We start from the raw sequence: 14,890 nt of genomic DNA, 5'->3' as shown, positions 1-14,890 counted from the left end.
CCTGGAAGGTTTCTGAGCATGAAGTTCTTCGTCGATACCGCCGAGGTCGCCGACATCCGGTCCCTGGCCGAGGCCGGCCTCGTGGACGGCGTCACTACCAATCCGTCTCTGATCGCGAAATCCGGTCGCGATATGAAGACCGTCATCGCGGAGATCTGCGCCATCACCCCCGGCCCCGTGAGCGCCGAAGTCACCGCCACCGACGCCGCCGGCATGATCGCCGAAGGCAAGGCGCTGCGGGCCATCGCCCCCAATGTGGCGGTCAAGGTGCCTCTGACGGAAGCGGGGCTGGTTGCATGCCGTACGCTCGCGAACGACGGCGCGATGGTCAATGTCACGCTCTGCTTCAGCGCCGCACAGGCACTGCTCGCCGCCAAGGCAGGGGCCACCTTTATCTCTCCATTTGTTGGGCGGCTGGATGATATTTCAAGTGATGGCATGCGTTTGATTGCAGACATTGTCCAGATCTACAAAAATTATACAAACCTTAAGACCGAAGTTCTGGTAGCGTCGGTCCGCCATCCGATCCACCTGGTCGAGTCAGCAAAGCTCGGCGCCCACGTCGCAACCCTTCCGCCGAACGTCATCCGGATGCTGCTGAAGCACCCCCTGACGGATCGCGGCCTGGAGGCCTTTCTGGCCGACTGGAAGAAGACGGGACAATCGATCCTATGAGCGCGCACCTCCCTGCCCAGGCTATCCCTGCACCGGATCTCCAGGCGGAGGAGGTGGAAGCGTACCTACGCGCCAACCCGGGCTTCCTGTCGGAACGCCCGGACATCTACCGGGTCCTCATGCCGCCGCGACGGCTGCATGGGGAGAACCTGGCCGACCACATGGCGGCGATGCTCGCCGCCGAACGTGGCCGCGCCCGCGCCCTGGAATCGGAGTTCGTCGCGGCGATCGAGGCCGGGCGTGCCGGCGCTGCCCTGTCCCTGAGGGTGCGCCTCGCCGTGCTCGCCCTGATGCGCGCCCCGGACGTGATGGAAGCGGTGACCCAGGAGGTGCCGGCACTGCTCGGGGTCGAGACCTGCACCCTCGCCGCCGAGCCGGGGATCGGTCCGGTGCCGCTGCCTGCCGGCATGCTGCGCCTGCCGCGCGGTGCGGTCGCGCGGCTGGTGGGTCATGGGCGCGACGCCGTGGTGCGTACCTCCCCGACCGATCTCGAGATGCTGCATGCCGAGGCTGCGCCCCTGGTGGAACGTGATGCCCTGGCCCGCGTGCCGCTGCCGCTCGGCCCGCCGGCGCTGATCGCGGTCGGCGCGCGCGAAGCCGCCTCGTTGCCGCTGCGCCAGACCGTCTCGGTCCTGGCCTTCCTCGGCCGCGCCGTGGCGGCCGCGCTGTCGCGATAGGGCATGACGGGCGAACAGGCGCGGCACGCCTGGCTGGACTGGCTGGCACGCGAACGCCGCGCCAGCGCAAACACGCTCGAAGCCTACGGCCAGGATGCAGCCGGATTTCTCGGCTTCCTGACGCGGCATCTGGGCGGGGAGCCGGATCTCGCCGCGCTCGGCGCGCTGCGACCGGCCGATCTGCGGGCCTTCCTCGCCGAACGGGCCAATGAAGGAGATTCCACCGCGACGCGCGCACGACGGCTGGCGGCGATCCGCGGCTTCCTGCGCTATCTCACCCGGCATCATGCCATGGCGGCGCTGCCGCTCGGCGCCATTCGCGGACCGCGGCCGAAAGCCCCCATCCCTCGGGCGCTGACGCCCGACCAGGCGCGCGCGGTGGCGCGGGAGGTCGGCGAGGTCCACAGCCTCGGCCGGCATGAACGGCCCGACATGCAGGCGGCACGCGACACCGCGTTGTTCGCGCTGCTCTATGGCGCCGGGCTGCGCATCGCCGAGGCGCTGTCCCTGGACCTGCGCGACGCCCCCCTGCCTGGCCGGGACACCGCGCTGCGCATCATCGGCAAGGGATCGAAGGAACGCCTGGTGCCGGTGCTGCCCGTGGTGCGGGAGGCGATCGCGACCTATCTGCGTCAGCGGGGCGCCGGTGATCCCGGCGATCCGCTGTTCCTCGGGGCGCGCGGCGGGCGGCTCGACCCCGCGGTGGCGCAGAAATCGCTGCGGGAGTTCCGCCGCCTCGCCGGCCTTCCCGAACACGCTACACCCCATGCGCTGCGCCATTCCTTCGCGACCCATCTGCTGGGCGCCGGGGCGGATCTGCGGTCGATCCAGGAACTGCTCGGCCATGCCAGCCTGTCGACGACGCAGCGCTACACCGCGGTGGACGCGGCCGGGCTGCTCGCGACGTGGAAGAAGGCGCATCCGCGGGCTGGGTGAATGGCCCATGCCGCGAAGGGCTTGGCGCGTGATGCGCGATCGCACGTCGCGTCGCCCGCGCCGCAGCCGGCTCGACCTCGTCGCCGGCGGCCGGCGCGACACGGCGGCTATCGTCGCGTTCGACCTCCCGATACGGGTCAGCTTGTCGTTCTCCGCCCCCGATTGCGCGCCTGCGCGCTGGTCAAGCGAGGGTCGGGCGCCCTCCGGCGCCCGGTAGCCGGGTGGCACCGCTGCCAGCGGTGATGCCGATCGAAGAGTTGCCCTTTCACCCGGTGGCGGGCCTGGAGAGGGGCCGCGCCCCTCTCCGATCCGACACCCGATGCGGTCGCCTGCCTATCGCGTCGTCTTCTCGACGTTCCAGAACAGCATCACGGGCGAGTTCAGCATGCCCATGACATTCGCCCGCCTCGCATAGGGTTGGTCCACCTGCCCCAGCACGCGATAGGGCTGCACCTCGGCGAGGCGCCGCTGCAGCGCCTCGGCCGCACGCTGGCGCTCCGCGCCCTCCGGCGCATCGAGCAGGGTGGCACGCAGGCGCTCGGCCTCCTCGTCGCAAGGCCAGCCTGCCCAATTGCGGCCATCGCAGGACATGTTGGCGCCGATATTCGTCAGCGGGTGCAGCATCGTCGCCCCCGAGGCGAAGGTGACGAACAGGTTCCACCCGCCCTGGTCCGGCGGATCGCGCCGCGGCTGGCGGGTGACCACCGTACCCCAGTCATTCACCTGAAGGTCGATGTTCATGCCGACGGCGCGCAGATTGGCGGCCACCACCTCCGCCATCCGCCCGATCGGCGCGATGTCGTTGCTGGTGATGAAGACGATGCGTTCGCCGCGATATCCCGCTTCCTGCAGCAGCGACCGCGCACGTTCGAGGTTGGGGCGGGCATAGCCCTCGGCGCCCGCCTCGCTCGCCATGGAAGTGCCGCAGACGAAATAGGCGTCGCAGCGCCGCCACCAGCGCTCATCGCCCCAACCGCCGGCCATCGCATCCGCCTGGTCCGTGGCGTAGGCGAGGGCGAGGCGCGCGCGCGGATCGTTGAAGGGCGGGAAGATGGTATTCGGCCGCAGCATCGCCTGGGTCGAGATGCCGTTCAGCCGGTCCACCACCACGTCACGGCGGCGCGTGATGGCGGGCACCAGGTCGAGTGCCGGCTGTTCCCAGATGTCGATCTCGCCGGTCTGGATGGCGGCGGCCGCAGTCGCGGCATCGGGCATGATGCGCCATTCGACGCGATCGACCTTCACCACGCGGCCGCCGGCCAGACCATCCGCCGGCTCGCTGCGCGGCACGTAGTCCGGATTGCGGTCATAGACGACGCGCTGGCCGGACAGCCACTGGTCGCGGTTGAAGCGGAAGGGGCCCGAGCCGATGGTCGTGGTGATCGGCACGCCCGGTTCGGCCTGGGCGTCGGCTTCCCGCATGATGACCGGCAGCGCGCCGACCGCCGAGCCCAGCGCATAGGTCACGAAGGCATGCGGGCGCGACAGGCGCATGACGATACCGCGGTCGCCATCCGTTTCCAGCGACGCGACGCGCGCGCCGAGATGGCTGCCCACCACGTCCCGCGCCATCCAGCGCCGCAGCGACGCCACCACGTCGCGCGACGTCACCGGCTGGCCATCGTGGAACTTCAGCCCCTCGCGCAGGGTGAAGCGCCAGACCAGGCCATCGGGGCTGGTGGTGACGTCCTGCACCATCTGCGGCCGCGGGTTGAGCTGGCTGTCCCACGCGAACAGCGTTTCATAGATCATTAGCCCGTGCATGCGGGTGATGGTCACCGACACCGCCATGGGGTCGAGCGTGCGCAGATCCGCATGCGGCACGACGCGCAGCACGCGCGCGTCGGGCGGCGTGGTTTGCGCCGTGGCGGCGATTGGCGCGAACATCGAGGCCGCCGCCAGCAGGGAACGGCGAAGCGAAGCGAGAAGAGGCATCCGGAAATCCCGAGGAATGAAGCCGTGTGCGTTGATTCAGGCGCGCGTGAAGTCGAGCACGCGGCTGCGGTTGGTGACAAGGCGCAGCATGTCCGGCGCATGCAGCCAGGCGCAGGCGCGGCCGGGCCAGGGCAGCGCGCCGACCGGCATCAGCGCGCGCGTGGCGTCGAGCGGCATGAGCGCCGCCCGACGGAACAGCGCGCCGCCGCCGGCTTCGACCATGCCATCGGGCGTGACGGTCAGCGTCGCGTGCTGCGCCGCGGCCCGCCAGGTACCGGCAAAGCCGGACGACAGCGCGGCATCCGTGCGCACGGGCAGGAAGCGGCGGGCGACATGGCCGATCTCGCCGGCAATGGCGTCGCCGTCGCGCTGCAGCCGAATCGGCAGGTAGGGCGACAGCGACACGGCCTCGCCCGGCGCATCGCCGGCGTAGAGCATCTCCCGCGCGCCAAGGAAGGTCAGTGCGCCGGCGCGATGTTCGATCCAGCACGGGCCGTCGGCCTCGACGAAGAAGCCTTCGGGCAGCAGATTGGGCGCCGGGTCGCGTAGCGTCGCACCGGTCAGCGCGGCAGCGACGCGCAGCGCCAGCAGGAAGGGGTCCGTTTCCTCCCGGTTCGACAGCGCGATGACGCCCCAGCCCGCCTCGCGATCGACCAGGAAATGGTTCTTGAACCCGGTCAGGTGCCCGCCATGGCCGAGCAGAGGGCGCCCGCCAAGCCGGCAATGCGCGAGGCCCAGCCCGTAATCGACGGCACGGCCATCGGTCAGCGTCACCGGCGTCGCCATCCGGTCCAGCAGCCCGCCCGCCGGGCCCTCGCCCCGCAATAGTGCCGCGAGCCAGACGGACAGGTCCCGCGCGCTGCCGGTCAGCGCGCCGGAGGCCGAGAGCGCCATGCCGTAGCCGCCGATGCGCCAGGGTCCGCCCGCCTCCCGCCAATAGCCGTCGGCGAGGCCCGGGACCACCGAATCCCAGCCCGCCGGGAAGACGAAGCGCGTGCCGAGCGCACTGTTCAGCGTGACCTCGACCCAGTCGCGAAACACCGCCCCGCGCGCCGCGAGCGCCTGTTCCATCACGCGATAGCCGGTGTTGGAGTAGGACATCTCGACCCCCGGCGGATTGTCGAGGCCGGGCAGGGTGAGCGTGAAGGCATCGAGCGCCGCGACGTCGAGCATCGCCGAGGACGGTGTGGCGCAGATCACGTAGGACTGCATCAGGTCCGGCAGGCCACCGGTCATAGACAGGGCGCGGAAGGCGGGCACGTCGGCGAAAGCGGCCGGCAGCCCCGGGTGCAGCGCGCCGAGCGGCGCCTGCATGTCCAGCCCCTGGTTCAGCGCAAAGGCGCAGAAGACATGCTTGGTGATGGAGGCGAACCGCGTCGGCGTATCCGGCGTGAAGGGCAGCCCGTGCACCAGCGACGCGCAGCCGCCTTGCGCAGTGCCGCGCATCCCGTTGCGATCGAAGATCAGGATGGTGCCGCCGGGCGTGTCATCGGGCCAGGCGGCACAGAGCGCATCGGCGGCGCGACACGCCGCCTTCCAGTCGAGTTCGGCCATGCCGCATGCTGCACCCGCGTGCCGCGCGTGGCCAGGGGCTCGCGGCCACGTCCCGACCGGGTCGCCGGCGTGGAGCCAGCCCTCAGAAATAGCGGCCCGCATCGTCCGGAGCGACCTTGCCGGCCGGAACCATCCGGTCGACATCCCCCACCGCATCGACGCACGGCGACACCTCCCGCACGCGGCCCGTGGCGCGCACCAATGGAGTGGTGGAGCGCACCACGCCGATCACCGGATTCGCCGGCAGAAGGCAGGGCAGAACCAGCGCGGTTCCGGAGGTGCCGGATACGTCGTGTCCTTGGCGGACAGTGCCGAGACCGCGCATGGCGTCCCCGCCGCCTGGGCACATGCCGGAGACCGGGACGCCGGGCACAGGCCGGAGACCGTGACCGCATTGTTGCGGCGGATCGCGCCCCCTAGCGTCGCCGGGGATACGTCGCCTGCGGGGAGGAACCAGCATGCATGGTGCGATGCCACCGCGGCGCATGGCGACCATGCGACGCATTCTGCGCGATCTCGGGCTCACCGCCGCCCTGGCCATGATCGCCTGTCCGCAGAGTGCGCTGGCGCAGGCCGGCGGCAACGACGCCGCGGTCATCGCCGAGCTCCGCCGCCAGCTCGAGGAGATGCGGCAGCGCCTCGAACAGCTCGAGGCGCGGGCTGCGGCTCGACCGGTAGCGACGCCAACGCCGACGCGGCGCGCCACGCCACGCGCGGCCCCGACACCCCCACCCGCCCCTCCCGCGGCCACAGCCCAGGCTGACGCACGCGCAGCCGCCGCGGAAGCACGCGCCGCCGCCGCCGAGGCGCGGGCAGCCCGGCAGGCTCTCGCCGCCGAGACGGCGCCGATCCCGGGCCTCGACCCGCCCGAACGCATGGGCGACTACTATGCGACCGAGGAAGCGCTGCGCCCCGACCTGCCGGGCGTCGCCTTCCGCGTGCCGGGCACCGAGACGCAGGTGCGGCTCTACGGCTTCGCCAAGCTGACCGGCTATTATGATTTCGGGCCGCGCAACCAGACCGATGCGCCGCCACCGCAGACCATCCCGCTGATCGGCAGCCCGGCCGACGAGCAGGGTGGCGACTTCGCCATGACGGCACGCTTCAGCCGCTTCGGCATCGACACGCGCACCCTGACCGCCTGGGGCACGCTCGAAACGAGGATCGAGGGCGATTTCGGCGGCGGCGCGCCGAACACCACGAATGCCGTCTTCCGTCTGCGCCAGGCCTGGGCCGAACTCGGCGACGACAGCTTCCGCGTGCTGGTCGGCCAGGCCAACAGCCTGTGGAACGAAGGCGTCTTCGAAACGCTGATCGACGCCACCAACCTCAACCAGTCCTTCGTGCGCCAGGCGCAGATCCGCGCGACCGGGCGGCTTGCGGACAACCTGACCGGCATGGTCTCGATCGAAGCGCCGGAGACCACCTACACCTCCGTCGCCGGCGTCTTCACCCCGACCACCAGCATGCAGGGCGGCGCGAGCCCGGCCTTCAACTCGGTGCCGGATCTGCTCGGCCGGCTGACCTGGCGGCAGAACGGGCTGGAATTCAACCTGCGCGGCCTGCTGCGCCAGATCGAGATCCGCACCGCCGGCACGTCGGCGTCGCCCTCGGTGTCCGAGACTGCGCCGGCCTGGGGATTCGCCGGCATGATGCGCTTCCCGATGCGCATGCTGTGGGAAGGGTTCGGGCCGGATGAGCTTGCCGTCATGGCCTATTACGGCGACGGCATCGGGCGGTATTTCGCGGGGCAGACCTTCGGGCAGGATGCCGTCACCAATCTCGGCCTGCCGGGGGTGACCAGCCCCAGCCTCGACACCATCGCGACCTACGGCGCGACAGCGGCCTACCGGCGGTTCTGGGCCCCGACGCTGCGCAGCAATGTCGCCTTCTCCTATTCGCGCAACGACTTCCCGTCCTATGCGCTGGGCTTCACCCCCGGCTCGCCCGCCGCGCTGGCGCTGAACCGGGAATACCAGCAGGTCTTCGCCAACCTGATCTGGAGCCCCTTCGGCGAGATCCGCGACGGCGTCTTCAACGCGGGCTGGCTCGACCTCGGCGTCGAGTATCTGTTCACGCGGCGCGACGTCTATGGCGGGTCGCTCGCCACCGGGGCTGCAGGCGACGGCTATGCCATCGCCAACCGCATCCTCTTCGCCGCCATTGCGCGCTTCTGACGCCTCCCCGCGGGACGGCCCGCCAAGGCACGGAACGGTAAGCTGCTGCCGCTCAACGCAAATGGCGCCTAGACTTCGCCAACAGGCACGCCATCGCGCGCCGCAGGACGACATCGGCCCGCGACGATACCGCGCGGACCGTGACGGGAAGGAACGCCGATGACCGGCACCCAGAGTCCGGTTGGCGCCCGCCGCGCGCGACCGACGACACGACACCGCCCAAACCAACCCTGAATCCCGGGACCCGCCATGGACACGCTCGACGCCGTCCTCGCCCGCATCGACGCCAATGCCGATGCCGCGCTCGACCGCCTTTTCGCGCTGCTGCGCATCAAGTCGATCTCGACCGACCCGGCCTATGCCGCGGAGTGCCAGGCCTGCGCGGATTGGCATGCGGCGGACCTCGCTTCGATCGGCTTCACCGCCGAGGCGCGGGCGACCCCCGGGCACCCGATCGTCGTCGCGCATGATCGTGGCGCGAGCGGCCCCTCAGCGCTGTTCTACGGCCATTACGACGTGCAGCCGGTCGATCCGCTGAACCTATGGGACCACGACCCCTTCGAGCCGAAACTCGAGACACGTCCGGACGGCAGCAAGATGATCCGCGCCCGCGGCGCCTCGGACGACAAGGGCCAGGTGATGACCTTCATCGAGGCCTGTCGCGCCTGGAAGGACGTCGCCGGCGCCCTGCCCATCCCGGTGACGGTGCTGCTGGAAGGGGAGGAGGAATCGGGCGGGGTGAACCTGCCATCCTTCCTGACGCAGCACGCCGCTGAGCTGAAGGCCGATATTGGCCTGATCTGCGATACCAACATGTGGGATGCCGCGACGCCGGCGATCCAGACCATGCTGCGCGGGTTGTGCGGGGAGGAGATCATCATCACCGCCGCCGACCGCGACCTGCATTCCGGCTTCTACGGCTCGGCCGCGGCGAACCCGAATCATATTCTGGCGCGCATCATCGCCGATCTGCGCGACGCGGATGGCCGTATCACCCTGCCCGGCTTCTATGACGGCGTGCCAGAACTGCCCGATGCGCTGAAGAAGCAGTGGGACAGCCTGAACTTCGATGCCGGCGCCTTCCTTGGCGCGATCGGCCTGTCGGTGCCGGCGGGGGAGAAGGGGCGCTCGGTGCTGGAAATGACCTGGTCGCGCCCGACCTGCGAGGTGAACGGCATGGGCGGTGGCTATCAGGGCGCCGGCTTCAAGACCGTGATCCCCTCGGTGGCCTCGGCAAAGATCTCCTTCCGTCTCGTCTTCGATCAGGATCCCCACAAGATCCGCGCTGCCTTCCGCGACTTCGTCCGCGCCCGCATCCCGGCCGATTGCAAGGTTGAATTCATCGAGCATGGTTCGGGCAGCGCGATCCGCTTCCCGATCGACGACGCCGCCTTCGGCAAGGCGCGCGACGCGCTGACGGCCGAATGGGGCAAGCCGGCTGTCTTCATCGGCGGCGGCGGATCGATCCCCGTGACGGCCGAGTTGAAGAAGGCGCTGGGCATGGACGTGATCCTTGCCGGTTTCGCGCTGGAGGACGACCGCATCCACAGCCCCAATGAGAAGTACGACCTGCAGTCCTTTCGCAAGGGCATGCGGTCCTGGGCCCGGATCCTCCACGCCCTGGCACAATGAGGAAGCGGCCATGACCGTGTTGGCGGAACCGTCCAAGACGACGATGCAGAAGATCCTGGATGCGGTGGAGCGCGCGGGCAACCGCGTGCCGCATCCGGTGATGATCTTCGTCTACCTGATCCTGGCGGTCATCGCACTGTCGGCCGTGTTTGGCGCGATGGGCGTGCATGTCACCTACCAGGCCTACAACCCCGCCACGGGAGACATCGAACCGGCCAGCACCCATGCCCGCAGCCTGCTGACGGCCGAGGGCATCCGCTTCATGTTCACCGGCGTCATCCAGAACTTCATGAATTTCAACGCGGTGGGCGTGATCATCGTCGCGATGGTCGGCGTCGGCGTCGCCGAGGAAGCGGGGCTGGTCAAGGCGCTGATCCGCAAGCTCGTGGTGGTCGCACCGCCCAAGGCGCTGACCTATATCCTCGTCTTCGTCGGCATCCTCTCCTCCATCGCGGCCGATGCGGGGTATCTGGTGCTGATCCCGCTGGCCGCAGCCGCCTTCATCAGTGTGGGGCGCCATCCCCTCGCCGGGCTTGCGGCGGCCTTCGCCGCGGTGGCCTCGGCCTTCCTGGTGAACATCCTGATCGTGCCGGTGGACGGCATCCTCACGGAAATCACCAACGACGCCATCCGCCTGGTGAACCCGACGCGGTCGATCGACCTCGCCGCGAATGTGTGGTTCTCGATCGGCTCCGTGGTGATGCTGACCGTTCTGATCGCGATCATCACCGAGAAGGTCGTGGAACCGCGTCTCGGCCCCTACACGGGCGACTATGTCGTGCCAGGGGAAACCGGGCTGTCGGACGACGAACAGCGCGGCCTGCGCTACGCGCTGTGGGGGATGCTGGCGTCTTTCGCCTTCATCGGGCTGCTGGTGCTGCCGCCGGGCGCGCCACTGCGCCATCCGGAAACCGGGGCGATCATCGGCAACTCGCCCTTCATGACCAGCCTGATCGTGTCCATCGCGCTGATCTTCCTGGTCAGCGGCGCGGCCTATGGCTTCGGCGCGCGGACGATGAAGCATACCAACGACGTGATCGCGGCTATGCAGAAGGCGATCACGGGCCTGGCCGGGCTGATCCTGCTGCTGCTGGTGATCAGCCAGTTCATCGCCTTCTTCAACTACACCAACATGGCGACGCTGGCCGCGGTTTCCCTCGGCCGCGTGCTGCAGGCGATGAACCTCGACGCGCTGTGGCTGCTGATCGGCTTTGTCTTCGTGGTCTTCCTGCTCGACCTGATCATCACCGCGGCCATCGCGAAATGGGCGATCTTCGCGCCCATCTTCGTGCCGCTGCTGATGCAGCTCGGCGTGGAGCCCGAGGCCGTGCTCGCGGCCTATCGCGTCGGCGACAGCCCGATGAACTCCATCACGCCGCTCAACGCCTATTTCGCGATGATCGTCACCTTCGCCATCAAGTACCAGAAGGATGCGGGCGTCGGGACGGTCATCGCGCTGATGCTGCCCTACGTCATCTGGATCTCGATCATCTGGACGGTGTTCCTGGCGGGTTGGCACCTGTTGGGCCTGCCCTGGGGCCTCTAGCGGGTGGCGGCCGGCAGGGGCGACGCCGCCGCCCGGATCGTGCATAAGAGGCCTTCGCGGAGGAAGGCCCCGAACAGGATGCGGGCCGGGGAAGTCTTGGATGATCGGTCGTCGCCTGATCGCAGCATGGACGGCGTGGGGCGCATTGGGCGCGGCCTGGCCGGCGCGCGCCCAGCGCAACCGTTCCGACCCGAACCCCGATGCCTCGATCGAGATCGAGCAGGTGCGCGTCGGCGTGCTGGCGGTCGGCGCCTCGGTGGGCGGTGGCCGGCTGCATTTCCGGGGAGAAGAATACCGCTTCTCCGTCCGCGGGATCGAGTTCGGCAGCGTGGGCGTCTCCTCGCTCTCGGCGCGCGGCGAGGTCTTCGGCCTGCGTCGCCTCGAGGATTTTCCAGGCCGCTACACCGAGCAGGTCGTCCCGCGGCAAAGGGCGGAAGGCCAGTCGGGACCGGAGACGCGCTGGCTGCGCAACCCAGCCGGGGTGGAGCTGCGCCTGCGGACGGAGCGCGCCGGCGGCCAGTTCCGCATCAACGACGCCGGGGTGACGATCGAGCTGCGGTGATGATGGCGACGCGGCGATGATCGACGGCTTCCTCATCGCCAAGCTCATCTCGCTGTGGCTGTTCGGATTCTCGACGATGCTGAGCATCATCAACCCCTTCGGCATCGCCTTCGTCTTCCACGACATGACGCGGTGGCTGACGACGAGCGAGCGCGCGCGGCTGGCGCGGCAGATCGGGATCAATTCCTTCATCGTGCTGGTCGTCGCGATGTTCCTCGGCTCGCGTGTGCTGTCCTTCTTCGGCATCTCGCTCGAAGCGCTGCGCATCGGCGGCGGCCTCGCGGTGGCAGCGGCGGGCTGGTCCATGCTGCGCGCCGAGCCGACGGAGGCGAAGTCGCCGCCCGCCGCCATGGACACCGCGCCTATCGAGCGCATGGCCTTTTTCCCCCTGACCCTGCCGCTGACGACCGGTCCCGGTTCCATTGCCGCGGCCATCGCGCTCGGCGCGGAACGCAGTGTTGGCGGGAATGACGTGCTGCTGATCAGCGCCCTGTCGGCGCTGATGATCGCCGCCTCGGTCGGCGCCTGCGTCTGGCTCGCCTATGCCTACGCCGAGCCGATCGCCCGGCGCATCGGCACGCAGGGCACGCTGATCGCGACCAAGCTGACCGCCTTCCTCCTCCTGTGCATCGGCGTGCAGATCATGCTGACCGGTGCCTCCGACGCGCTGCGCCCGCTCATCGCGGCGGCACGTTGAATCCGTCACCGATTCCCCGAAGGGTGCCGCGATGACCACGCAACTGCTTCTCGTCCTGGCGCTTCTTGCCACCGCCATCGTGATGTTCATCGCCAATCGGCCGCGGATGGACGCGGTCGGCCTGCTGATGATCGTGCTGCTGCCCTTCACGGGGGTGATGACGATCAACGAGGCGCTGGCCGGCTTCGCGGATTCCTCCATCATCCTGCTCGCCGCGCTGTTCGTGGTTGGCGAAGGCCTGGTGCGCAGCGGCGCCGCGCAGGGCATCGGTGATCTGCTGAGCCGGAAGGCCGGCAGCAGCGAGACGCGCATGCTCGTGCTCCTGATGGTCGCCGGCGCCGGGCTCGGCGCCTTCATGAGCTCGACGGCTGTGGTCGCCATCTTCATCCCCATCGTGCTGCGCATCTGCCGCAATGCCGGCAGCGCGCCGAGCCAGCTCATGATGCCGCTCTCCGTCGCGGCGCTGATCAGCGGCATGATGACGCTGGTGGCGACCGCGCCCAATCTCGTCGTCAGCGCGGAACTGGTGCGGCAGGGCCATGCCGGTTTCAGCTTCTTCGCCTTCACGCCCTTCGGTGTCCCGGTGCTCGCACTGGCCATCCTCTACATGCTCTATGCGCGCCGCCTGCTGCCGGGGCGGCGCGTGCCGGAGGCCGATGCCCGTCGCGCGCCGAGCCTCGCCGAGTGGATCAAGATCTATGGCCTTGCGGGACGGGCGTTCCGCGTGCGCGTCACGCCGGCCTCGCCGCTTGCCGGGCTGCGGCTCGAACAGCTCTCCCTGCGCAAGGAGGGGGTGAACATCCTCGCCATCGAGCGCCGCAGCCATTTCGGCACGGAGGTGATCCGCCCGGATGCGACGACGGAGCTGGGCGCCGGCGATGTCCTGCTGCTCGACGTCAGGAGCACGCCCGAGCGCATCGAATCCCTGCACGATGAATACAAGGTCGAGAACCTGCCGCTCGAGGAGGGGGGCTACTTCCTCGATCGCTCGCAGCAGATTGGCATGGTGGAGGCGATCATTCCGCCGGACTCGCCACTGGTCGGCAGCACGGTCCTGCAGGAACGCATCCGCGCCGAGCATCGCCTGACCGTCATCGGCCTGCGCCATCGCAAGGAAGTGGCCGGCGCCGATCTGCTCGAACAGACGCTGAAGGCCGGCGACACGCTGCTGCTGACCGGCTTCTGGTCCGATATCCGCAAGCTCCAGGCCGATGGCAGCATGCTGCTGGTGCTGAACCTGCCCGCCGAGCATGCCGAGCTACTGCCCGCCGCGGGGCGCATGCCGCAGGCCATCGGGGTGTTGGCGCTGACCGTGGGGCTGATGATCAGCGGCTGGATCCCCAACGTCCATGCGGCGCTGCTGGGCTGCCTGTTGATGGGCCTTTTTGGCTGCGTGGACATGAACAGCGCCTATCGGTCGATCTCCTGGAAGACGCTGGTGCTGATTGTCGGCATGCTGCCCTTCTCGATCGCGCTGCAGCGGACTGGTGGAGTGGATCTCGCCGCCGATGCGGTGGTGGCGCTGGCGGGGGCGGCGTCGACCCACATCCTGCTCGGCGTGATCTTCGTCATCACGGCGATGCTCGGCCTGTTCATCTCCAACACGGCGACGGCGGTACTGATGGCGCCTGTTGCGCTCGCCGTGGCGAAGGAGATCGGTGCCTCGCCCTATCCCTTCGCGATGATTGTCGCGCTGGCGGCCTCGGCAGCCTTCATGACGCCGGTCTCCTCCCCGGTGAATACGCTGGTGGTGGGGCCTGGCAACTACGGCTTCGGGGACTTCATGAAGGTCGGCGTGCCCTTCACGGTGATCGTCATGCTGGTCTGCGTGCTGCTGGTGCCGGCGGTGCTGCCGCCGTGATGGGCGCGGCGGGGCCATGGCCGCGATAGCCTCACCGATCGTGATCATCGGAGGAGGGTGAACGGCGCGCCGGCGGCAACTCACGCGCCATCTACCACGGCCAGGACATCGCGGCCCCAGACGAAAGCCATGTCCCTTTCGGCTGCCATGAGCCGCAGCGTTGCCGCATCGAGCCCCGATGGCGGCTGACTGACCGGGGCTTCGAACGGGTCACCGTCAGCATGAGCCGGCGGCGCCGCGCTCTCTGAAACAAATCAAGGACATTTCCATCGGCGTTCGGCGGCGTCTGGCGTTGACGGTCCGAAACCGCACCCCTGCAGCCTTCCGAGCCTGTGATATGTCCCGGACGCTTGGCAGCGGCGAGCGGACCTGAGCCGCTGACCCCGGCAACATGAGCGCCGGGTTCAGTTAACATGACCAAGGCCGGCACGGACATTTGCCTCGGCGGCTGACCCCGCCCCCAAAAGAGCCCTCGATCATGAGCAGAGCCTGTTCTCCCTGTGCGCCGATGCGCGGCGGGCTGCAAAGGCTGCCGGGGTGAGCCCATTCAGGCTCGTGGGCCGGCGGGTCGCGTTGCAGTCGCTCCTCCATGGCTTCAATGATCCGGCGCACCGCGGGCACTCGTCGCGAGAAGATCG

12 protein-coding genes are annotated in these 14,890 nt (G+C 69.2%); 9 read left to right on the top strand and 3 right to left on the bottom strand.

Annotation, left to right across the window (positions count from 1 at the left end; genetic code table 11):
• The first annotated feature begins 18 nt into the window (after nucleotides 1-18).
• From fsa to KPL78_RS01155, 3 genes are read left to right on the top strand one after another with little or no spacing between them, the layout of a single operon-like run.
• Nucleotides 19-675 carry a fructose-6-phosphate aldolase gene (gene fsa / locus KPL78_RS01165; RefSeq protein WP_219760812.1) on the top strand — a complete coding sequence of 219 codons (657 nt, stop codon included), beginning with the start codon at nucleotides 19-21 and terminating at the stop codon, nucleotides 673-675.
• Nucleotides 676-728: 53 nt separating this feature from the next.
• Complete coding sequence (locus KPL78_RS01160) at nucleotides 729-1,352, top strand: hypothetical protein (protein WP_219760811.1); 624 nt, start codon at nucleotides 729-731, stop codon at nucleotides 1,350-1,352.
• A 3-nt stretch (nucleotides 1,353-1,355) separates the two neighbouring features.
• On the top strand, nucleotides 1,356-2,288 hold the full coding sequence (locus tag KPL78_RS01155; protein ID WP_219760810.1) for a tyrosine recombinase XerC: 933 nt from the start codon (nucleotides 1,356-1,358) through the stop codon (nucleotides 2,286-2,288).
• 333 nt (nucleotides 2,289-2,621) lie between these two features.
• Here KPL78_RS01155 and KPL78_RS01150 read toward each other — a convergent pair whose 3' ends face one another.
• The 3 genes from KPL78_RS01150 to KPL78_RS01140 form a co-directional block, all read right to left on the bottom strand.
• On the bottom strand, nucleotides 2,622-4,223 hold the full coding sequence (locus KPL78_RS01150; protein ID WP_219760809.1) for an ABC transporter substrate-binding protein: 1,602 nt from the start codon (nucleotides 4,221-4,223) through the stop codon (nucleotides 2,622-2,624).
• Nucleotides 4,224-4,259: 36 nt separating this feature from the next.
• Nucleotides 4,260-5,777: a serine hydrolase domain-containing protein gene (locus KPL78_RS01145; protein ID WP_219760808.1), complete on the bottom strand. Its 1,518-nt coding sequence runs from the start codon at nucleotides 5,775-5,777 to the stop codon at nucleotides 4,260-4,262.
• An 82-nt stretch (nucleotides 5,778-5,859) separates the two neighbouring features.
• Nucleotides 5,860-6,102 carry a hypothetical protein gene (locus KPL78_RS01140; protein WP_219760807.1) on the bottom strand — a complete coding sequence of 81 codons (243 nt, stop codon included), beginning with the start codon at nucleotides 6,100-6,102 and terminating at the stop codon, nucleotides 5,860-5,862.
• 169 nt (nucleotides 6,103-6,271) lie between these two features.
• On the opposite strand from KPL78_RS01140, the gene KPL78_RS01135 reads away from it, so the two are divergent.
• The 6 genes from KPL78_RS01135 (at nucleotide 6,272) to KPL78_RS01110 (ending at nucleotide 14,252) form a co-directional block, all read left to right on the top strand.
• Complete coding sequence (locus tag KPL78_RS01135; RefSeq protein WP_219760806.1) at nucleotides 6,272-7,954, top strand: DcaP family trimeric outer membrane transporter; 1,683 nt, start codon at nucleotides 6,272-6,274, stop codon at nucleotides 7,952-7,954.
• A 249-nt stretch (nucleotides 7,955-8,203) separates the two neighbouring features.
• The gene (locus tag KPL78_RS01130) at nucleotides 8,204-9,586 is read left to right on the top strand and encodes a M20/M25/M40 family metallo-hydrolase (RefSeq protein WP_219760805.1); all 1,383 of its coding nucleotides are present in this window, start codon (nucleotides 8,204-8,206) and stop codon (nucleotides 9,584-9,586) included.
• Nucleotides 9,587-9,596: 10 nt separating this feature from the next.
• Nucleotides 9,597-11,132: an AbgT family transporter gene (locus KPL78_RS01125; RefSeq protein WP_219760804.1), complete on the top strand. Its 1,536-nt coding sequence runs from the start codon at nucleotides 9,597-9,599 to the stop codon at nucleotides 11,130-11,132.
• A 100-nt stretch (nucleotides 11,133-11,232) separates the two neighbouring features.
• On the top strand, nucleotides 11,233-11,694 hold the full coding sequence (locus tag KPL78_RS01120) for a hypothetical protein (RefSeq protein WP_219760803.1): 462 nt from the start codon (nucleotides 11,233-11,235) through the stop codon (nucleotides 11,692-11,694).
• Nucleotides 11,695-11,710: 16 nt separating this feature from the next.
• Complete coding sequence (locus tag KPL78_RS01115) at nucleotides 11,711-12,391, top strand: MarC family protein (protein WP_219760802.1); 681 nt, start codon at nucleotides 11,711-11,713, stop codon at nucleotides 12,389-12,391.
• A complete protein-coding gene (locus KPL78_RS01110; RefSeq protein WP_369412588.1) occupies nucleotides 12,348-14,252 on the top strand; it encodes an SLC13 family permease in 1,905 nt (634 codons plus the stop codon). The genes KPL78_RS01115 and KPL78_RS01110 overlap by 44 nt, the downstream gene beginning before the upstream one ends.
• Nucleotides 14,253-14,890 lie beyond the last annotated feature (638 nt).

Source organism: Roseomonas alba (genome assembly GCF_019430885.1).
Taxonomy (GTDB): Bacteria; Pseudomonadota; Alphaproteobacteria; order Acetobacterales; family Acetobacteraceae; genus Neoroseomonas; species Neoroseomonas alba.
Note: the sequence above shows the minus strand (reverse complement) of the source record. Positions and strands in the feature narration are given on the sequence as shown.